26 protein-coding genes are annotated in these 18,914 nt (G+C 62.3%); 4 read left to right on the top strand and 22 right to left on the bottom strand.

All coding sequences use genetic code 11. From position 1 onward, the window contains the following. Positions 1–5: 5 nt before the first annotated feature. The 22 genes from ACWPW0_RS09545 to ACWPW0_RS09650 form a co-directional block, all read right to left on the bottom strand. Entirely contained in the window at positions 6–1,196 is a 1,191-nt protein-coding gene (locus ACWPW0_RS09545; RefSeq protein ID WP_454255177.1) for a phage tail sheath protein, read from the bottom strand. 153 nt (positions 1,197–1,349) lie between these two features. Further along, positions 1,350–1,880: a hypothetical protein gene (locus tag ACWPW0_RS09550; protein ID WP_454255178.1), complete on the bottom strand. Its 531-nt coding sequence runs from the start codon at positions 1,878–1,880 to the stop codon at positions 1,350–1,352. Continuing rightward, positions 1,880–2,938, bottom strand: coding sequence for a phage tail protein (locus ACWPW0_RS09555; RefSeq protein WP_454255179.1), 1,059 nt, complete (start codon positions 2,936–2,938; stop codon positions 1,880–1,882). The genes ACWPW0_RS09550 and ACWPW0_RS09555 overlap by 1 nt, the downstream gene beginning before the upstream one ends. Continuing rightward, on the bottom strand, positions 2,935–3,552 hold the full coding sequence (locus ACWPW0_RS09560; protein WP_454255180.1) for a phage tail protein I: 618 nt from the start codon (positions 3,550–3,552) through the stop codon (positions 2,935–2,937). The genes ACWPW0_RS09555 and ACWPW0_RS09560 overlap by 4 nt, the downstream gene beginning before the upstream one ends. Beyond that, a complete protein-coding gene (locus tag ACWPW0_RS09565; RefSeq protein WP_454255181.1) occupies positions 3,549–4,451 on the bottom strand; it encodes a baseplate J/gp47 family protein in 903 nt (300 codons plus the stop codon). The genes ACWPW0_RS09560 and ACWPW0_RS09565 overlap by 4 nt, the downstream gene beginning before the upstream one ends. After that, complete coding sequence (locus ACWPW0_RS09570; RefSeq protein ID WP_454255182.1) at positions 4,448–4,789, bottom strand: GPW/gp25 family protein; 342 nt, start codon at positions 4,787–4,789, stop codon at positions 4,448–4,450. The genes ACWPW0_RS09565 and ACWPW0_RS09570 overlap by 4 nt, the downstream gene beginning before the upstream one ends. Beyond that, the gene (locus tag ACWPW0_RS09575) at positions 4,790–5,083 is read right to left on the bottom strand and encodes a PAAR domain-containing protein (protein WP_454255183.1); all 294 of its coding nucleotides are present in this window, start codon (positions 5,081–5,083) and stop codon (positions 4,790–4,792) included. After that, complete coding sequence (locus tag ACWPW0_RS09580; protein WP_454255184.1) at positions 5,083–5,559, bottom strand: phage baseplate assembly protein V; 477 nt, start codon at positions 5,557–5,559, stop codon at positions 5,083–5,085. Before ACWPW0_RS09580 ends, ACWPW0_RS09575 begins: the two co-directional genes overlap by 1 nt. A 60-nt stretch (positions 5,560–5,619) precedes the next feature. Continuing rightward, the gene (locus tag ACWPW0_RS09585; protein ID WP_454255185.1) at positions 5,620–6,078 is read right to left on the bottom strand and encodes a phage virion morphogenesis protein; all 459 of its coding nucleotides are present in this window, start codon (positions 6,076–6,078) and stop codon (positions 5,620–5,622) included. Next, on the bottom strand, positions 6,071–6,535 hold the full coding sequence (locus ACWPW0_RS09590) for a phage tail protein (protein WP_454255186.1): 465 nt from the start codon (positions 6,533–6,535) through the stop codon (positions 6,071–6,073). The genes ACWPW0_RS09585 and ACWPW0_RS09590 overlap by 8 nt, the downstream gene beginning before the upstream one ends. Beyond that, positions 6,532–6,738, bottom strand: a complete 207-nt coding sequence (gene lysC, locus ACWPW0_RS09595) for an Rz1-like lysis system protein LysC (protein WP_454255187.1) — start codon at positions 6,736–6,738, stop codon at positions 6,532–6,534. The genes ACWPW0_RS09590 and lysC overlap by 4 nt, the downstream gene beginning before the upstream one ends. Then, complete coding sequence (locus tag ACWPW0_RS09600; RefSeq protein ID WP_454255188.1) at positions 6,644–7,087, bottom strand: DUF2570 domain-containing protein; 444 nt, start codon at positions 7,085–7,087, stop codon at positions 6,644–6,646. Before ACWPW0_RS09600 ends, lysC begins: the two co-directional genes overlap by 95 nt. Further along, positions 7,084–7,560: a hypothetical protein gene (locus tag ACWPW0_RS09605; RefSeq protein WP_454255189.1), complete on the bottom strand. Its 477-nt coding sequence runs from the start codon at positions 7,558–7,560 to the stop codon at positions 7,084–7,086. The genes ACWPW0_RS09600 and ACWPW0_RS09605 overlap by 4 nt, the downstream gene beginning before the upstream one ends. Beyond that, a complete protein-coding gene (locus ACWPW0_RS09610; RefSeq protein WP_454255190.1) occupies positions 7,557–8,399 on the bottom strand; it encodes an N-acetylmuramidase domain-containing protein in 843 nt (280 codons plus the stop codon). Before ACWPW0_RS09610 ends, ACWPW0_RS09605 begins: the two co-directional genes overlap by 4 nt. Next, positions 8,396–8,710: a phage holin, lambda family gene (locus tag ACWPW0_RS09615; RefSeq protein WP_454255191.1), complete on the bottom strand. Its 315-nt coding sequence runs from the start codon at positions 8,708–8,710 to the stop codon at positions 8,396–8,398. Before ACWPW0_RS09615 ends, ACWPW0_RS09610 begins: the two co-directional genes overlap by 4 nt. Further along, complete coding sequence (locus ACWPW0_RS09620; protein WP_454255192.1) at positions 8,703–9,185, bottom strand: hypothetical protein; 483 nt, start codon at positions 9,183–9,185, stop codon at positions 8,703–8,705. The genes ACWPW0_RS09615 and ACWPW0_RS09620 overlap by 8 nt, the downstream gene beginning before the upstream one ends. Then, positions 9,176–9,385, bottom strand: coding sequence for a tail protein X (locus ACWPW0_RS09625; RefSeq protein WP_454255193.1), 210 nt, complete (start codon positions 9,383–9,385; stop codon positions 9,176–9,178). The genes ACWPW0_RS09620 and ACWPW0_RS09625 overlap by 10 nt, the downstream gene beginning before the upstream one ends. Further along, on the bottom strand, positions 9,385–9,849 hold the full coding sequence (locus ACWPW0_RS09630; RefSeq protein ID WP_454255194.1) for a head completion/stabilization protein: 465 nt from the start codon (positions 9,847–9,849) through the stop codon (positions 9,385–9,387). Before ACWPW0_RS09630 ends, ACWPW0_RS09625 begins: the two co-directional genes overlap by 1 nt. Next, on the bottom strand, positions 9,846–10,133 hold the full coding sequence (locus tag ACWPW0_RS09635) for a hypothetical protein (protein WP_454255195.1): 288 nt from the start codon (positions 10,131–10,133) through the stop codon (positions 9,846–9,848). Before ACWPW0_RS09635 ends, ACWPW0_RS09630 begins: the two co-directional genes overlap by 4 nt. Before the next feature lie 102 nt (positions 10,134–10,235). Next, complete coding sequence (gene gpM, locus ACWPW0_RS09640; RefSeq protein WP_454255196.1) at positions 10,236–10,949, bottom strand: phage terminase small subunit; 714 nt, start codon at positions 10,947–10,949, stop codon at positions 10,236–10,238. Between the two features lie 4 nt (positions 10,950–10,953). After that, positions 10,954–11,961, bottom strand: a complete 1,008-nt coding sequence (locus ACWPW0_RS09645) for a phage major capsid protein, P2 family (protein ID WP_454255197.1) — start codon at positions 11,959–11,961, stop codon at positions 10,954–10,956. A 28-nt stretch (positions 11,962–11,989) separates the two neighbouring features. Continuing rightward, the gene (locus ACWPW0_RS09650; protein WP_454255198.1) at positions 11,990–12,841 is read right to left on the bottom strand and encodes a GPO family capsid scaffolding protein; all 852 of its coding nucleotides are present in this window, start codon (positions 12,839–12,841) and stop codon (positions 11,990–11,992) included. Positions 12,842–12,984: 143 nt separating this feature from the next. Between ACWPW0_RS09650 and ACWPW0_RS09655 the strand changes: the two genes are divergently transcribed. The 4 genes from ACWPW0_RS09655 (at position 12,985) to clpP (ending at position 18,894) form a co-directional block, all read left to right on the top strand. After that, entirely contained in the window at positions 12,985–14,745 is a 1,761-nt protein-coding gene (locus tag ACWPW0_RS09655) for a terminase ATPase subunit family protein (protein ID WP_454255199.1), read from the top strand. Continuing rightward, positions 14,746–15,804, top strand: a complete 1,059-nt coding sequence (locus ACWPW0_RS09660) for a phage portal protein (protein WP_454255200.1) — start codon at positions 14,746–14,748, stop codon at positions 15,802–15,804. It abuts the gene before it with no gap. 1,045 nt (positions 15,805–16,849) lie between these two features. Continuing rightward, positions 16,850–18,160 carry a trigger factor gene (tig, locus tag ACWPW0_RS09665; RefSeq protein WP_454255201.1) on the top strand — a complete coding sequence of 437 codons (1,311 nt, stop codon included), beginning with the start codon at positions 16,850–16,852 and terminating at the stop codon, positions 18,158–18,160. 92 nt (positions 18,161–18,252) lie between these two features. After that, on the top strand, positions 18,253–18,894 hold the full coding sequence (gene clpP, locus ACWPW0_RS09670; protein ID WP_454255202.1) for an ATP-dependent Clp endopeptidase proteolytic subunit ClpP: 642 nt from the start codon (positions 18,253–18,255) through the stop codon (positions 18,892–18,894). Positions 18,895–18,914: the final 20 nt, after the last annotated feature.

An 18,914-nucleotide genomic window follows, 5' to 3' on the forward strand; every position in this document is an offset into this window, starting at 1 on the left:
ATGGGTTAGGCGGCGTTGATCTGCGCGGCGAAGTCGAGCAGGTAGCGGTCGGTGATGCGCTGTTTGAAGGTGAGGTCTTCAAGCGGCGGCACGGGGGTGTAGTCGTAGTCGATGAACAGCTTGCCGGCCTTGAGGGTGGTCTCGTCGTTGGCGGTGTCGTCGTACCAGCACTGGCCGTCGATGATGTAGCCGGCGGTTTTCAGCTCGCGGAACTTGGCGTTGATGCCGTTGATGATGTCTTTCACAAGACCGGGGGTCATGGGCTTGTCTACGGCCCAGAAGTGGGCCTCGGCCATGGTGTCGGCCAGCACCTGGGCGGTGCGGGTGTAGTTCTCGAAGGCAAAGAGCGGATCTTCGGAGCAGGTACGCGAGCCCCAGAAGCGGAAGCCGGCCTCATTGATGAGCGTGGTGACTTCGTTGGCGTTGAGGTAGTTGGCGTCGGTGGCGGGGTTTTGCAGGTCCCACCATACGTCTGCGCTGATGCCGGTGACGCCGTTCACGGCGACGTTGGACAGGGTTTTGTGCCAGCCGATTTCCTGGTCGATCTTGGCGCGCAGGCCGAGGGCAACGGCCACAGCGGGGGCGACCTTGGTGGCGTTGGCGGTGGTGTCCCACTTCTCGAACGATGGCCAGATGGGCATGACCTCACGGGCGCCAAAGCTCTCGCGGTACGCGACGGCCTCTTCTTTGGTTTTACAGCCCCAGGCGCTGATGTAGGCGAAGGCGCGCAGGTCTTGGGCGATGCTGACCAGGGCGGTGGCCACGGGCAGGCTGTCGAGCCCTGGCACGCCGAGGATGCGCGGCACGATGCCCAGGCGGCCCTTGGCGGCGAGCAGGGCTTTCATGCCGGTGTATTTGCCTTCGGCGGTGGTGGTGCCGATGAGGTTGGAGACGGTGGCGGCCTCTTTCTCGGCCTCGGTTTCGCCGGCGCCGTCTGCTACACGCACAACGATGGTGAACGGCTTGGTCTGGTCGGCGATGGCTTGCAGGCTGGCGCGCAGGGTACCGAGTGTGCCGGCCTTGCCGAGGGCGGTTTGTACGTTGGTGATTAGCACCGGGGTGTCGAGCGGGAACGCCAGCGCGTCGGCATCCGAGCCGGTGCAGACCATGCCGACAACGGCGGTGGATATAGTGCGATTGGGGCGGATGCCCTCGTTGATTTCGAGGACGCGGACGCCGTGGAGGTAGTCGGCCATGGGGTGTGCCTGCGCGTGAATGAATGACAGGGCACAGGCTGACGCGCGCGCGGCGTTGGGGCGAGCGGCGGACGGTGTAGCGGGCGGGGTTACAGCGTGCAGGTAGAAAAAGCCCCACACGGGGCGGGGCAATGGGTGCAGCAGGCGGATGGGTCAGGCGTTGTTGCCGATGCCGGCGACGGCGGCCTCGATCGCTGCGATGGTTTGCGCGGCGAGCTGCTCGGCCTGCTCGACTTGCTCGGCTGCCATGAGTGCACGGATCTGCTCTTTGGCTTGCAGGCGGGTGGTGCGCAGCAGCTCCAGGGCGGCGGTGTACTGGGCGGCCTCGGTGAGGATGCTATCAGCCGCTTGCTGGGCGTTGCGCTCGGGGGTGACCCACGCGGCGACCATAGGTGGTACGACGCCCTGGTAGCCTGCGGCGGCGAACGCTTCGGCGGCGATGCGGGCGCGGTCGTATTCCACGGCGCGCAGCGGGTCACCGGCGACGGTGAGGCGGGCGATGTCGGCGGCGCTGTCGATGCTTGCACAGAGTGAAAGTGCCGATGTCACAGCGGTTGGGCTGAGGTGCTGGGCCACTTCGGCCGGGGTGAGCAGGATCAGATGCTTAGCAATGAATTCGTCTTGTGTCCCATCGGCCGCGAAGGCGAATACCTCTCCATTATCAGGATCTTTCAGGTACTTCATCAGCTCATCTCCACCCAGTTGATAATGTCAGATTTCACGTAAGTTGGCCGTTCCTGCAGGCGGTATGTGCCGCCAGGCGGGACGATGCCGAGCAGCGTTGCGGACAGGTTCGGGAATGCCCCTCCACCGTTGACTGCGCTCATGTGTGCCACCTTGAGCCCATTGATGAATAGCTCCGCGCCGGCCGGACCCTGCTTGTAAAGACTGACGAGCAGCAACATCGGCCGGCCGGCCGGGTTGGTGTAGGTGGTGTCATACGCTCGGGTTCCAGTGACATCTTGGTATGTCTGGCCAATGCCCAGGCTACGAAGGGCGCGAAGGGTTGCCGGTGACACTGCTACGTCACCCAGAGCTCCGGCATCCACCTCCGCCTGTGTACCGAAACGCATTACCCCGCGTAATACAGATGTGGCGTTCGCCGCAGCAGAGCGCAGCGCTTGGAACACACGCAGCGGCGTCATGGTTTTGGTGTTTTCGGTGCCAGCCTCGGCTTCTTCCTTCGAGGCCGGTACGGTTTTGTACTGCGGGTGTGGGTCAGGGTCCTCCATATGCACGACGATCATTTGTGCGGCGGCGGCGATGGCGGCGGCCTTGGCTGTGTCTACATAAGCGCGGGTGGCCAGCACCACGGACGGGTCGATCTTGAGTTGTACGGCTGCGGTGCTGCTGACGATGAGCACCATGCGCAGCACCTGGGTGCGGCCTGAGCCCTCTGCCATTTGGGGTTTGTAGCTGGGCGGGCAGTTGCTTACAGCCACCAGGTCGCCTGCCGGATCGTAAAGCCCCATCTCACGCAACCACCAGCCGCCGACGGTTTCTGGGATGACCATTTCAGCAATGATTTGGCTGGTGTTGGCTGGGTCCGGCGTGAGGCTGTTGAGGTCGGCCCGGTGGTTTTCTCTGATCAGTTTGTCTTGCAGGCGGTCGGGTATTGGCAGGTTGCCGTTGCCATCACCTACAGCCATACGACTGATTTCCATTGGAACTTTCAGGGCGATGGCGTTGGCCATTTTGGCCTCACCGACCTTTGTGAGAATGGCGAAATAGGTCTGGGTCATGGGTAGACGCTCATGGTGTCGATGATGTGTGGCGCGCCGCCTATTTGAAGGGCGGGGCTGCGCACTTCAATCGGGCCAGGGGCGTAGGGGTGAACGGTGAGAATTTCGCCATCGAGCATGGCGGCGCCAATGTAGATACGGCCTCTAGCCTCAAGGCTGATGGCCAGGCCGACGAGGTGGCGGCTTACGGGTTTTGCGTCGTCGATCAGCAGGGTGAGGGACTCGAACATTTCTTCGGTGATGCCGGATTCCAGCACGCCGATATCGAGCCGGAAGGTGCCCGGCACGCCGGTGGGGGCTTCCTGCCACCACTCTGTCACGCGGATTAGATAACCCAGGGGCTCGACCACGCGGCGCAGGGCGCCGATGGTGCCTTTGTGGGCGTGGACGTAGTACGCGGAGGCGATGACCTGGCGTTTTGTGGCCTCGCTCCAGCCCTGTTCCCAGCGGTCTACCGAGAACGCCCAGGCGAGGTAGGGCAGCAGCGCGACCGGGCAGCGGGTGGGGCTGATGAGGTCGCGGATGGGCACCGGCACGCGCTCGATCTGGGCCAGTACCTCGGCGGCTAGGCGCTCCAGCTGGGTGGCATTTGAGGGGAGTAGGGCGCGGCTCATGGCGTGCTGGCCAGGGTGATGGTGGTGGCGGTGCAGTACGCAGCCTGGGCTGGGGTTGGGGTGATATCGGCCCAGCCCTGCAGCTCTACCCGGCGCACGCCCTCGACGTGCAGGGCGGCGTAGATGGCCGAGGCGGATACCTCGACGCCTAGGCGCCGGCGAGCGTTGACCAGGGCGTCGAGCCGGGCTTCGGCGGCGGCGCGGATGGGCTCGGCCTCGGGACCGGTAGTGGCCAGGTGCAGCACGGCGGTGACGCTGTAGAGGATGACCTCGGCGCTCTGCACGTCGAGGCGGTCGGCGACTGGGCGGCGGTCGTCGTCGGACAGGTAGGCCTGCACCAGGGTGATCAGCTCGGGGGCGGCTGTGCCGTCGCCGGTGGCGCCCTGGACGGTGACGACAACGACGGCAGGGCTTGGGCTTTCTGCTGTGGCATCGGCCACGCGGCCATCGGCGCTGCGGGCGTGGAATATGTAGCTGTTGCGCGGGCCGGCGGTGCTGAGGCCTTCGAACGCCATTTGCGTGCGCTCGCGCAGGGCGTCGTCGCCTTCCATGACCGCTTCGTCGGTATCGGTGGCGGGGGTGATGACGAGGCGTTGCACGTTGAAGTTGGCGGCGACCTGTTCGAGGTCTTTGCCCTTGGCCTTGGCGAGCAGGGTGGCCAGGGCCGCTTCGTTCACGCGCTGGCGTAGCAGGGTTTCGCGGTAGGCATTTTCTTGCAGCAGCTTGGTGAGCGGCTCGGACTCCAGGGCCAGGCGCGCAGCGATGGCGGGGCGCTCTTCGGGCGGGAATGCGGCGATCAGGGATGCCTTGCGCTCGGCGAGGATCTGCTCGTAGTCGAGCAGCTCTATGACTTGCGGGTCTGGCAGGGCGGCGAGGTCGATGGGCGTCCAGACGTTCATGCCGCCCCCAGGCTCAGCGGGATGCTGAGGCTGTGTTGTTCGTTGGTGTCGATGACAGTCGCGTCGAGCGTGAGCTCGAATTGCCCGGCCATGTTGGCTTCAGTGAGCTGCACGCGGGTGATGTGAATACGGGGCTCCCAGCGCATGAGGGCGATGGCGATGGCGGCATAACAGAGCAGGCGGGTGGCCGGGTTGCCGGGCTGGTCGATGAGGTCCACCAGCTGGCTGCCGTAGTCGCGGCGCATGACGCGGGTGCCCAGGCGGGTGGTGAGGATGTCCGCAATTGACTGGCGGATGTGCGCCAGATTGCTGATGGTGCCGCCGGTTTGCCGGTTCATTCAGCCCCCTGCAAAAACATTGGGGGACCCCTCGGCCACGCGGGAGCCGCAGGCAACTGGGTCACCTGTGCGGCCGAGCGGCAGGCCGTTGACGCGCACCGTTGACGAGCCAGCGGCCAGGGTGCTGGCGTGCGTTTCAGGGATGCTCGGGCAGGTGTGGGCGGCCCATTCATCGCCCTGGCGGTGCGCGGCGCGGCCATTCACGAATACGTCGGGGCTTGCGCTGCTGGATGGGCGCGGCGGCCAGCAGCCGTGGCCGGTGCAGGTGTCACCCAGGCGCGTTACGGCGGCCATCAGTTGAGGTCCACGCGGGCGCCGGTGATGACGACATTGCCGGCGGCCGAGAGGGTGATATTGCCCGCGCTGTGCAGGGTTATGTCGCCCTGGGCGCTGATTTCAGCAGCCCCTGGGAGGGTGGCGCGGAGCACATTGGCGGCGCTGTCGTACTCGATGACGGCGCCGTCCGGGTAGGTGTGGCGGTGCAGGTCGGCGCGGTCGCCGTTGGCCGGGTTGGCGTCGCTGTATATGCCGGTTAGGGCGATGCCGTTGGCGGTTTGCCCGGAGGGGCTGAGCAGGATGACCTGCTCGCCCACGGTGGGCGGGCACCACTCTTTGGAGGTACCGGCGCGGACTGCGAGCCAGGGCAGCCAGCCGGTGGTGAGGTTGCCGGTTTTTACCTGCACGCGCGGCGGCTTCATCTGCACGGCATGGATGGTGCCGAAGCGGATTAGGTTTTCAAGCAGGCGGGTGAGGGTGGCTAGATCGTTCATGCCGCGATGGTCGCGCCCTCGCGCGAGGGGCGCAGCCGTCTGGCGTGGTAGCGGGGGGCGTTACAGGGCGAGATGGCGCAGGAGTTCGTCGCGGATGAATTCGCGGTCTGCATCGGTGAGGCCGATGAGCTCGCGGCGGGCGTATTGCACGTCGGGGGCGCCGCGTTCGGCCCGGTCGCGCAGGCCGTACTGGTGCACGCGGGCGATGCGGGTGATGCGCCCGGCAAAGCCTACGGCGGCTTCGGCGGCGTTGCCTTTGGCTTTGATGTAGCGAACGGCGCGCAGCTTGGTGAACATTTTTACGCGGCGTTTGATGCGCCCGACCTTGCCGCGTAGGTCGCGTTTTTTGCGCGGGGCGTATGCGGTGCCGTCGGGGTTGCGCTGGGCGATGATGCGTTGCTGTTGGCGCCGGCGCAGCTGCTGGGCGAGGGTGCGGGCCAGGCGGGTGCGCTCGCCTGGCTCCAGCCGGCTGATGAGCGGGGTGAGCCAGTCGGCCAGGTCGTCGAGGGTGTCAGCCATGGGGGATGAACCATTCGGTGGGTGCAGGCAAGGTCGGGTCGAGGATGCGCTCGATCGGCAGCGGCTCCGGCGGGTGGGTGATGGTGGTTTTGCCTTCGGCGTCGGTGGTGACGATGGCGCGTTCAGTGAGCGGCAGTTTGATGCTGAGGTCGACTTTGCCGGCGTCGATTATGTCCGCCTCGAAGCCCAGGCCTTCGCCGACCTTTTCGAGGTTTTGCAGCAGCTCCAGCTGGTTGACGCTGAGCCAGCCGAGCAGGGGCAGCATGACTGTGTCGGGGTGGCCGGGGTAGTCGGTGAGGATGACTTCCAGGGTGTAGACGTATTCAAACGAGAACGACTTGGCCGAGGTGCAGCGCACGTTGCCGTCGTTGATGAATATCAGCAGGCGGTCTGCGTTGTGCTTGAGCTCGGGCACTGTGGCGAGCAGGTGTGCGCGCAGGCTTTCGGGTTTGTTCATGGGTCTGCCCTCGGTTGCTGCTGGTTGTACTGAAATACGGTGTCGACCTGGGCGGCGCATTCGGCCCAGGCGCTGAGCAGGTAGTCGGTGTCGTCGCTGAGTGCGCCGTTATTCTGTGGGGCTGCTGGCAGCAGCTGGCAGGGCGTTACGACGGGACAGCCACTGACGGTAACCGTCGGCTCCGCTGAGGGCGGGGCGCTCATGCAGCCGGCGAGCAGCGCCAGGGAGAGGCTGAGCCCCCCAATCACTAAAACTCGGGTCATTGCGGCGGGTCTCCTGTTTATGGATCTGGCTGGCGGCGTGCTGTTGCCGTACGTCCGCCTGGGTGGTTTGCAGGCTCTGCTGGGCTGCGCGCTGGCGGGCAAGCTCGCTGCCCATGTTGACGATGGTGGTGGCCTGGCGGGCGTTGCGTTGTTCGAGGGTGGTGATGCGGGTTGCGGCGTGCTCTGCCTTGGCATCGGCTGCCTGGTGCTGCTGGTAGGTGCCCCATAGCAGCAGGGCGAGGGCGCCGAGCAGGGCCAGGCCGTAGAGGGATTGGCGGAGGGTGGTCATGCGAAGAACTCCCCGAGATACAGCAAGCGGAACTCTTTGGGGGTATGCAGCTTGCGGGCTTCGACAAGGACCTTTCCCATGTTGAAGGGCCAGTAGAATCTTTCAAATCGGCCGCCCGCTGCCTGGATCAGTTGCAGCAGCACGTCGTTGTCAGCGGACGCTTCGCCGAGCTGGCGAACGAAGCGGGCCGTGGTGGCGTAGTAGCCGCCTTTGCGGACCTGGGTCGATTTCAGCCAGTCGAATTCGTCGTAGAACCACGCGCCGGTATCCGGTTCGTGGTCGAGTGGAAAGGGCTCGCCATCCTCCATGACAAGTGCGCCTGGCAACTGGCGCTGTATATCTGCCTTCATGCCTTTAAGGCACACAAAGCGAACGGCGGTGCCGGCAGCAAGCAGCCGGCGCGCTGTCTCAATCAGTCGACTGGTTTTGCCAGTCTGGCGGGGGCTGATTTCGAGGTAGGCGATTATGCTCACGCCGCCACCTTCTGCGCGGCTGCGTGGCGCTCGTAGGCGCGTTCGAGCTTCACGTCGTAGAGGTTGCGGGCGTAGGCGGGGCCGTTGTAGCGCTTGGCGAAGTCGGCCCACTTCTTACCCTTGAGGGCCTTATGCAGGGCCGGGTCCGCTTCGATGAAACGCACGAATGCGTCGAGCTGGTCGGCCTCGCTGCGGCTCATGAGTGTGACGAATTCGTCGACGCTGGCATAGCCGAGGCGGGTGGCGTGGTAGCCCATGATCTGGAATGCGCCCCACGATGCCGACTCATTCGCGGCGAGGGCGTCGATGTAGCGGGCATTACTCAGACGCTGGTGTTCGGCGGTGCCGCCGGCGTAGCCGCCTTGGGCGCGGTTGACCAGGTTGGGTTGCTGGGCGGCGAACTGGTCGGCACGGGCGATCAGTGCGGCGCTGTCGTCGCCTTCGTTGCGCACCAGGCTCAGGCGGGCGTGCATAACGTGGCGCTCGAAGAGGATTTTGGGTTTGCCGTTGGGCAGGAAGCCAGCGCCGGCGCTTTCCACTTCGTTGACTGCCAGCACACTGGGGAGGTCTACACCCAGGCGTTTGGCAGCGGCCTGCAGGTCGGCGAGTTTGAGCAGGCGGGAGAGGTCAGTACCGGCCAGGGCGGCCTGGGTTTTCTCGCCCGCTACGCCGTCGTCTACCAGGCCGGCGCTGCGCTGGTAGGCGCGCACGGCCTTTTCGGTTTCGTCGCCGAAGTCACCGTCGACGCGCAGCTTGGCGCCACGGGCGTTGAGGGATTTTTGCAGCTGCTGCACGGCCTGGCCTTTGTCGCCATGGCGTAGGGTTTGGGGCTGGGTCATAGGGTGTCTACCTTGCGTTTGGCGAGTTGTTTGAGGCCGGCGCGGATGCCATCGGCGCCGATTAGACCGACGACGCCACCGAAGAAGGGCGCGACCTCGATCGGTACGCCGAACAGGGGCAGGCCGTTGCTCAGGGCAAGGGTGATGAGGCCGCAGATAAAACCCTCGCCCAGGCTGCGGCGGATGCTGCCGCCGCTGTAGATCAGGCGGGCGGCGGCAATGGTGGCCGAGAGCACGGCGGCATAAACCAGTGGGTGGTGGTGTTCGAGCCAGGCGAGCAGCATGGCCCAGGTTTCGGGGCGGTCAGGCATTGGGGGCATTCCGTTGGCCCTCGGTGAGGGAGTGGGCAAGTTGCACGAATGGCAGGCGGTTGGTGCGGCGCACCACTTCGGCGAGCAATACGGGGCTGAACCGCTGGGCGCCGGTGTAGCCGAGGGCGGCGGCACAGAACTCGCTGCAAAACATGCGGCGTTCGCTGTGCAGGCCGGTGGACAGCAGCTGGCTGAGGAAGATGCCGGCCCAGTCGTAACCCTGGCCCTGGTGGCGAGCGAAAACGGACTCGATGTGGTCGGCATTGGCCCAGGGCAGTGGGATCAGATCCCAGTGCCCTGGCGTCTGTTCGATGCGCTTCGCGCGGACGCCGCCGTCCATTGCGCTGGCGGAGAGCCAGCGGCCGTCTGGCATGACCAGCTCGCAGTGGCTGTAGATCGAGCCCGTCCAGATACGGATGAGGCGGTTGAACAGTCGGCCTTTGCCCTTGTACATCGCGAGGTGGATCAGTCCCATAAATTCACCGTTTGCAGTTGGGGCTGTGGGGCTTCGTCGGGCATGACGACGGCGGTGCCTTGCGGCAGCTGTGGACCGTGGTCGGCCAGGCCAGGGTTTGCGTCGAGCACGGCCTCGGTTACTCCGGCGGTGCGGCCGTAGTGTCGCCAGCAGATGGCGTCGACGGTGTCGCCCTGGATGGCGTGCAGGGTGGTGGCCATCAGATGAGTTCCACGGTGGTGCGGCTGACGCCGAGCAGGTCACGGATGGCCCAGCGTTGGTCGCGGCGGTATTCGTCGATGTTGAATTGCAGGTCTTCGGCTTTGCGGTCGCCAGTGCCGGTTGTGTCGTAGCTGCGGTAGCGCTCGCAGACCTCTGCGCCCGTGGCGGCTTGAATGGCGCGCTGGTACAGGTGCTGGTGGTCGGTGAGGGTGCCGACCTGCTCGCCTGGTACGTCGGCCAGGGTCGTGTGGCCGGCAGCTTCCTGGGCGGTGCGCCAGGTGGCGAGTTCGCGGTTGACGGTGATCATTGCGGCGACGACGGCTGTTTCGAGACGTGGGTCGGTGACGGATGCGTCGATGCGTAGGGCGGCGCGCAGGGCGTCCAGCTTTATCGCTGGCCAGAATGGGCCGTTGTCGATATCGGTGGTGCTGGGGGCGCCGCCGTTGGCGATGAATGCGCTCATGAGCGGCGTTCTACACGTTGGATTTCGCGGCGCAGATCGTCGCTTGTGAATTGCCCATTGCTGGTGGCAACCAAGCGCTTGAAGAGTTGAACCGCGGCGCGGTTGATCTGTGCTCGCTCCCGGCCGGTGGCGGGCATGATGGCGCCGTTGATGATTGGGCCGGTACAAACCGTGCGGTCATATGCCTCAGATTCGCTGACATAGCGTTCGGCAGCCTGCTGGAGTGCAATTTCGCAGTAGTTCCTCTCGAAAGTGCCGGTGTACCAGGCGTTAAAGTTGCGCATGGTCTGCCCTTGAATAGTGAGCGGTGGTCGGGGCGTCACAGCGAGGAAAGGAGCAAACCTGCTGATCAGCCCCGAGCCGCTCGGGTGCCGGGGACGGCTCGGTTAGCTGGCGGGTGGCACAGCGTGTTTTTTCAGGAGACGTTCGACGCCTTCCAGATCCTTTTTCCCGCCGCAGGTACTGTGCAGCTCAATGGCGCGGGCGAGGTTGTTCCGGGCCGCTTCAAGGTTGCTCAGGTCTTCGGGGGTTGGTGCTTCTTTGTTGATGCCTGGTAGGAATGCACGGCCAACTGCAAGGTAGAGCTTGGCGCGGGCCTGGTCGGGCATGTCTTCGTCTTTTGTCAGGTTGCCGACTTCGACGAGGGTGAGCAGGTCGAAGGTGCCGCCGGCTTTCTGGGCCTTGAGCGCGGCCTCTGCGATTTCTTCGGCGATGAGGGTGCCGGGGGTTCGTTCGAACTTGTCGGGCAGGGGCAGCTTGTGCTGGAGCACATAGCGCGCGACCTGCAGGGCGCCGGCATAGTCCCCGGCGTCGATGCGCCAAACCATGAGGGTGGTGAGCACTTCGTCGTGGGCGCCCTTGCCGGCGGAGAGTACGCCGTCGACATAGGGGGCGTAGTTGGGCAGAAGGGTGCGCTTGAGTTCGGCCTTGCCTTCGCCGGACTGGATCTGTTTGAGGCGCAGGCGGTCCTGCTGCAACTGGGCGAGTTGCAGCTCGTAGGCGGTGGCGCCTTCCATGGTGAGGGCGGGGCCGCTGGCAGCAGCGGCAGCCGTAGCAGCGCGCTTGCGCTGCTGGGTGCGTTGGGCGAGGGAGAGGGCCATGTGCTTATGCCTCTTCGATGTTCTCGACCAGAGCCACAAGGCCGAAGTCTTCGATCACGTAGGCATCGTTGCTCGACTGGTAGTCGGCGATGCGGTCGTATTCCGGTTCGTCCTTGAGGTGGCGACGACGGGCTCCTTCCTGCCAGTAGATGGACAGGTTGCTCAGGGTGGTGATGAGTACGGTGCCATCTGGGAAGTACGGTGCATCGACGATAGGCAGGCCGCCGAGGCGGGCACGGTTGACGATTTCGCCGGCGGCGTTCTCTTCGACGTTGCTGGCCGCGCCTTTCTCGACTGCGTTGAGCAGTTTGTCATGCAGCAGATCACGGGAAACCATGACAATCAGGTTGGGGTTGTTGCGGTGCCACGGGTCGAGCAACTGCACGTTGTCATAGACCAGACCGTCTAGGGTTTTGTAGTCGCCACCTGCACCAATGGTGACTTTGCCAGCGGTATTGCCTTCGTCGACGACACGGTCGGCGGCACCGGTGCGGATCTTCTGCAGCCAGCCGATGTTGACGTCCTGGCGCAGTGGATTGGTGGCTGGGTCGGTGGCAGCAGCAGCGCTGATACCGTGGAAGCCAATCATGATGCGGTCGAGACCTTGACGCTGTGCGATGGCACCAGTCAGGCGCACCTGAAAATCAGGGAACTTGGCCCATGCGTCGAGCAGCGCGTATGGGAAGGCGCTGTCGAAGTTGGTTTGTTTACAGGTGTAGGCGTCTTTGCTCAGCTTTTCGCGACGGCCAGGGTTGCGGCGGTTGCCGTTGGCGGTGTCGGTGCGGCTGGCAATCGGACCATTAACGCCGAGCAGCAGGGCTTCGCCAGACTGTTCGGTAACGCCGATGATGTTGATGCGGCCCAGTAGGGTGGTGGCTTCCTGGATGGCGGTTTCCAGTTTCTGCTGGATGCTGGGCTCGACGTTGAATTTCACGGCTGCGCTTTCGACGCCGTTCATTTTGGCGACGTGGCCCAGGTATCCGTTGTAGGCGAGGCGGGTTTCATTACGCATTGTGTTGCTCCGAAGCTGGGGTGGTGGGTCAGAACGCGGCCAGGTGCTTGCCGTCGCCCCCCGGAACTACCGGGCGCTGCTGGTGCTGGTGGTCGGGGGTTTCTTCCAGGCGCTTGAGCAGGTCAGCGAAGTCGCTGGCCAACTTGGTGTGAGCGGTCTGGAGTTGCTGGTGGGCTGCGGTCGCGTTGGCAAAGGCCTCGGCCTGCTTGGCGCCGTGTTCGGCCAGGTCTTCGATCATTTCGCCCAGCTCGGCGAAGTGGGCGGCGTCCTTGCCTTCTTTGTCCTTGCTCAGTTTCAGCAGCTCGCCCATACGGCTCTTGAGGGAGGCGAACATGCTGGGGGTGTTGTCGACCTCTTCGAAGTCAATGACCGTTTCTTCGGCGGCGGTGAAGAGGTTGTCTTTGTCCTGCTTGCGGTTGGCAAGCGTGCCGTTCTTGGCGCTGAAGCTCAGGGCTTCGGTGCCCAGGCTGGCAGGCGAATCAGTGACGGCCAGGCCGATCAGGTAGGCCTTGCCGGTGTCGGCAAACTTGGGGTGAACCTCGATCGAGGTGTAGACCTTCTGGCCTTTTTTGTTCAGCGCGATCAGCGCTTCGTTGGGTTCGAGCTGGCCGAACAGGGCCAGTTTATTCTGGCCGTTGATCTCGACCTCTTCGGCTTTGAGTGCAACCACGTCGCCATAGGCGCCAAATTCACCGCCCGGCCAATAACCCTTGATGTGCTCGCAGTTGATACGGGCGCCGTAGGTGTTCTGGCTGTACTGAGCCGCCATGTCCTCGATCCAGCTGCGCTCGATGTTGCGGCCATCGGTGGTGGCGCCTTCGACGGCGATTCGAGTCCACTTGGAGCGGTATTTCTTGGCGGGTGCGGTGGAAGCGGCCATGCGGGGTAATCCTCGGTGCGGGTTTCGCGTTGAGGGCATGGTCGGCACCTGGCGGGAGTGCAGCAACGTGTTGAGGGTGTAGCGCGCTCGGTTACAGCGCGCGGCGATAGGGCGTCACGCGCGCGACCGTCAGCATCGGCGCCATGAATGCTATAGCCCAGCCTGCCCTAACCACCGACGCTCGCCGCCAGGCCAAGTTTTTGTACTGGACGGGGTGGCGCATCACAGATATCGCCGATTACCTGGGCGAGAAGGAAAAGACCGTCCACAGCTGGAAGGCCCGCGACGAATGGGACCGGGCGGATAACGTTGAGCGGATTGGCGGGGCGTTGGAAGCGCGCCTGGTGCAGCTGATTCTCAAGGACGGCAAGACCAGTGGTGATTTCAAGGAAATTGATCTGCTGCACCGCCAGTTGGAGCGGCAGGCGCGGATACAGCGGTACCAGGACGGCGGTACCGAGGGTGATCTCAATCCGAATATCGAGCGGCGCAATGCGGGGCCTAAAAAGCAGGCGGTGCGCAATGAGCTGAGTGAGGCGCAGATCGAGACGTTGGTCGAGGCATTCCGTGATGGGTGTTTTGACTATCAGCTCGATTGGTACCGAGCTGGCGACCAGCGCACGCGGATGATCCTCAAAAGCCGCCAAATCGGGGCGACGTACTACTTTGCTCGGGAGGCGTTGATTGATGCGATCACCACCGGGCGTAACCAGATTTTCCTGTCAGCCAGCAAGGCGCAGGCGCACCAGTTCAAGACGTACATGCAGGGTTTCGTTAACGAGGTGCTGGGCATCAAGTTGACCGGCGACCCGATTGTGTTGTGGAACAACGCGGAGCTGCATTTTCTGGGCACCAATTTCCGCACAGCCCAGGGGCGCAGCGGGAATTTCTACTTCGACGAATTCTTCTGGGTGCATGGTTTCGCCGAGATCAACAAAGTGGCGTCTGGTATGGCGCTGCAAAAGCGTTGGCGCAAAACCTATTTCTCGACACCGAGCAGCATGGCGCACCCGGCCTATGTGTATTGGACGGGTGAGCGGTTCAACAAGGGCAAACCTACCGCGCAGCACCTCAAGCTGGATGTGAGCCACGACGCCCTGCAGCAGGGGCGGTTGTGTGAGGACCGTATCTGGCGGCAGATCGTGACAATTCTCGACGCTGAGGCGCGTGGGTGTGATCTGTTCGACCTTGAAGAGCTGCGGATGGAGTACGACGGCCCGGCGTTCCAAAACCTGCTGATGTGCCAGTTCGTCGACGATGGCGATTCCATTTTCCCTCTCGCCATGTTGCAGCCGTGCATGGTGGACAGTTGGGAGGTGTGGGCCGATTACAAGCCGTTGGCGCCGCGCCCGTTGGCTGATCGCCAGGTGTGGGTGGGGTATGACCCTGCTGAGAACGGTGATAGCGCTGGGTTGATTGTGGTGGCGCCACCGGCGGTGCCGGGCGGCAAGTTCCGCGTGGTTGAGAAACATCAGTTCCGTGGCATGGATTTCGAGGCGCAGGCTAGGACGATCCAGCAGATAACCCAGCGCTACTGGGTGACCTATATCGGCATCGACACCACGGGCATGGGCTCGGGGGTTGCGCAGTTGGTGCGGGCGTTTTTCCCGGGCTTGCGGACGTTCAGCTACAGCCCGGAGGTTAAAACCCAATTGGTGATGAAGGCGTGGGATGTGATCCGTAAGGGGCGGCTGGAGTTTGACGCGGGCGCCACGGACATCGCGCAGGCACTGATGGCTATTCGCAAAACGATGACGCCCAGCGGGCGCGCATTCACGTATACGGCGGGGCGCAGTGAGGCGACGGGGCATGCCGACCTCGCCTGGGCGCTGTTCCACGCTCTGATCAATGAGCCGCTTGAGGGCCGCACGGTCCAGAACACGGCCATCATGGAGATTTGCTAAATGAGCAGAAAACGGAATCGTGGCCAGCAGGTTGCAGTTGCTAAGGCGCCTATTGAGGGTGAGGTATTGACTGCTCAGGGCCGTGGACGCGCTGAGGCGTTCACATTCGGCGAGCCAGTGCCGGTGCTGGATGGGCGGGAGATTCTCGATTATCTGGAGTGCTGGGCGAATGGGCGTTGGTATGAACCGCCGGTTTCGCTTGATGGGTTGGCGAAGTCGACCAGGGCAAGCGTGTATCTGCAATCTGGGTTGACCTTCAAGCGCAACGCGTTGGCGCGGACGTTTGTACCGCATCGGCTGATGAGTCGGGCGACGTTTGAGCAGTTCGCCATGGATTGGCTGTGGTGCGGTAATGCCTACCTGGAAACACGTATGAATGTGCTCGGCCAGGTTCTGGAGCTGCGGCCGCTGCTGGCGAAGTACATGCGGCGCGGTGTGGATCTCGAGACCTATTACCAGGTGCGGGGCTGGAAGGATGAGCACGAATTCAAGGCGGGGACCGTTTGCCATGTTCGAGAGGCAGATATCAATCAGGAGGTGTACGGCCTGCCTGATTGGTTGGCGGCTCTGCAAAGCGCGTTGCTCAACGAAAGTGCCACGCTGTTCCGGCGCAAGTATTACAACAACGGCAGCCATGCAGGTTTCATCCTGTACATGACCGACTCGGTGCAGGACGAGACGTTCGTCAACGATCTGCGCGGTGCGATGAAGAACAGCAAAGGTCCCGGAAATTTCCGCAACCTGTTCATGTACGCACCGGGTGGGAAAAAGGACGGCATGCAGTTGATCCCGATCAGTGAGGTGGCGGCGAAGGATGATTTCGCCGCGATCAAGAACATCAGCCGTGACGATCTGCTCGCGGCGTTGCGGGTGCCGCCGCAACTGATGGGCATCGTGCCGCAGAACGCGGGGGGCTTCGGCTCGATCAGTGATGCCGCTGCCGTGTGGGCCATGAACGAACTGGAGCCTATACAGGCAAGGCTGCTGCAGGTGAACGAATGGCTGGGGGAGGAGGTGATCCGGTTTAAGCCATTTGAGTTACCCGCTACACGCGCTTGAGTCGCATACCCTCTAACCAGCCGCCTACGGGCGGCTTTTTTGTGTCTGGGGCCCAGGAAACGGCGCAAGCATGCCGAGGAAGTGGCGCGCCCCAAGGTGGTGCGCCAGGCGGCCGAGGGGGCCTGCCAGCACCCGGCGCGCGCAGTCGTCCCCCCGCCACGCCTGCGGCCTAAAGAGGTTAATTTTTCGACACTTCTGCAAAGGGTGCCAGCCGGCCCAGGCTGGGCGCTGGGAAGCTATTTTCCACCGCGTAAATCCCTGCGAAACCCTGCGCGGCGCGTGATTCTGTGGACTCCCTTGGCGCCTTGCTATGGCTGCAAACGGCAAGGTGGTACGGGAAATAGGTAATTTCAGTAATGCGCACATGGAAAACGGCTACAGGCTGCGATTTTTCAGGGCTGCAGCGATTACCTGTGATGGTGATTTTTGGTAATGGTCGAGGTAATTGATTTATAAGTCTTTGATATTAAAGGGTTTTATTTTAAAGGCTCTAACTGTTCGATTAGGTAATAAAATAACCTTGAGTTACTGAATTATTACCTGTTGGAATCGTCTCAAAGCACTGACCTAGACGACTCCCGGCATGAATGCTTGAGCTGAATTACCTTTATTACCCTTTTCCCGTGGGTCAGTATAAATCGTGTAAAATGGCCTCCAGAGCGCACACCTGGCTTCTGCGTTGAAGAAGCTGGGAACGCGCTGGGAACAAACATGACCCGGCTCATATAGGTGCGCTGTTGATTTTACTGGGCTGCGGGGGGCTGGCTGTTGTGGTGCGTGAGTTCGAGTCTCTCCGTCCGCACCATGTTTGAGCTGTTTCTGATATTTTTGGAGGCAGTAGGCAAAAGGCAGCTCCGCAAGGGCTGCCTTTTGTCGTTTCTGGGGTCGCGTCAGTCTGTAGCTGGCGCATATTTTTAAGGCTTTCCCTAGCGTATCTATACGGGCTGTTTCTGCTGGGTGACTTCTGTCATTTCACCCACTAGAATGCATGCCCTTGATTCTGGGCCGGAACGCCCGGCTTATGTCTGTGCAACGAGGAATATCCATGCAAGTTTCTGTTGAAAGCACCTCCGCTCTTGAGCGCCGCATGACCATCGGTGTCCCGGCCGAGCGCATCGAGACCGAAGTGAACAAGCGTCTGCAGCAGACTGCCAAGCGTGCCAAGGTCCCAGGTTTCCGCCCAGGCAAAGTGCCGATGAGCGTGATTCGCCAGCGTTACGAAGATGCTGCTCGCCAAGAGGCGCTGGGTGACCTCATCCAGGCCACTTTCTACGAAGCTATCGTTGAGCAGAAGCTGAATCCGGCTGGTGCTCCTGCCGTCGAGCCGAAAGTGTTCGAGAAAGGCAGGGATCTGGAATACATCGCCACTTTTGAAGTCTTCCCGGAATTCAAAGTGGTTGGTCTGGAAGATATTGCCATCGAGCGCCTGCAGGCTGAAGTGGCCGACGCCGACCTCGACAACATGCTGGAAATCCTGCGCAAGCAGAATACCCGTTTCGAAGCTGCTGATCGTGCCGCTGAAAATGGTGATCAACTGAATATTGACTTCGTCGGCAAGGTTGACGGTGAAGTCTTTGCTGGTGGTTCGGCCAAGGGCACTCAGTTGGTGCTGGGCTCCGGCCGCATGATCCCGGGCTTCGAAGAGGCGCTGGTGGGCGTCAAGGCTGGTGAAGAGCGTGTCATCACCCCGACATTCCCGGCCGACTACCAGAACCTTGATCTGGCCGGCAAAACTGCCGAGTTCACCATCACTGTCAACAGCGTTTCCGCTCCTGTCCTGCCAGAGCTGAATGAAGAGTTCTTCACTCAGTTCGGTATCAAGGACGGCGGTCTTGAAGGCTTCCGCACCGAAGTTCGCAAGAACATGGAGCGCGAGCTGCGTCAGGCCATCAAATCCAAGGTCAAGAACCAGGTGATGGAAGGGTTGCTGGCTGCCAACCCGGTCGACGTGCCGAAAGCGCTGCTCAGCAACGAAGTGGATCGTCTGCGCGTTCAGGCTGTTCAGCAGTTCGGCGGCAACATCAAGGCTGATCAACTGCCGGCTGAGCTGTTCGAAGAGCAAGCCAAGCGTCGTGTGGTGCTGGGCCTGATCGTGGCTGAAGTGGTCAAGCAGTTCGAGCTCAAGCCGGATGACGCCCGCGTCCGCGAAGTCATCGAAGAGATGGCGTCTGCCTATCAGGAGCCTGAGCAAGTCATTGCCTGGTACTACAAGAACGACCAGCAACTGAACGAAGTGCGTTCGGTTGTACTGGAAGAACAAGTTGTAGATACTGTTCTGCAGAAGGCCAAAGTGACCGATACAGCGGTCTCCTACGAGGAAGCGGTCAAGCCAGCGGAAGCTCCGCAAGCGGCCTGATCCACACCTTCGTTAGAGCACGTACCATAAGCCAGCCTCCGTGCTGGCTTATGCGTCTTTGAGACAGGATTCATTAGGAGAGATCGCTGGACATGTCGCGTAATCAATTTATGCAGCAAATGCCTGATATCCAAGCAGCTGGTGGCCTTGTGCCCATGGTTGTCGAGCAATCCGCCCGGGGCGAACGTTCCTATGACATCTATTCGCGCCTGCTGAAGGAGCGAGTGATTTTCCTGGTCGGCCAAGTCGAGGATTACATGGCCAACCTGGTGGTGGCTCAGTTGCTGTTCCTCGAAGCTGAGAACCCGGACAAGGACATCCATCTGTACATCAATTCGCCTGGCGGTTCGGTAACTGCCGGGATGTCGATCTATGACACCATGCAGTTCATCAAGCCGGATGTGGCGACTTATTGCATTGGTCAGGCCTGCAGCATGGGCGCATTGTTGCTGGCAGGTGGTGCGGCCGGTAAGCGTTCTTGCCTGCCGCATTCGCGGATGATGATTCACCAGCCGCTGGGCGGCTTCCAGGGGCAGGCTTCGGATATCGAGATCCATGCCCGGGAAATCCTCACCATCCGTGAGCGTCTGAACAAGATCCTGGCTGATCATTGTGGTCAGCCGATCGACGTGATTGCCCGCGATACCGACCGTGATAATTTCATGAGCGGTGAAGAGGCGGTGAAGTACGGACTTATTGATCAGGTGATGAGCAAGCGTCCGGTAACTGCCTAAAACGCGCTACAACGAGACTG

The organism is Pseudomonas sp. Marseille-Q8238 (assembly GCF_965111915.1).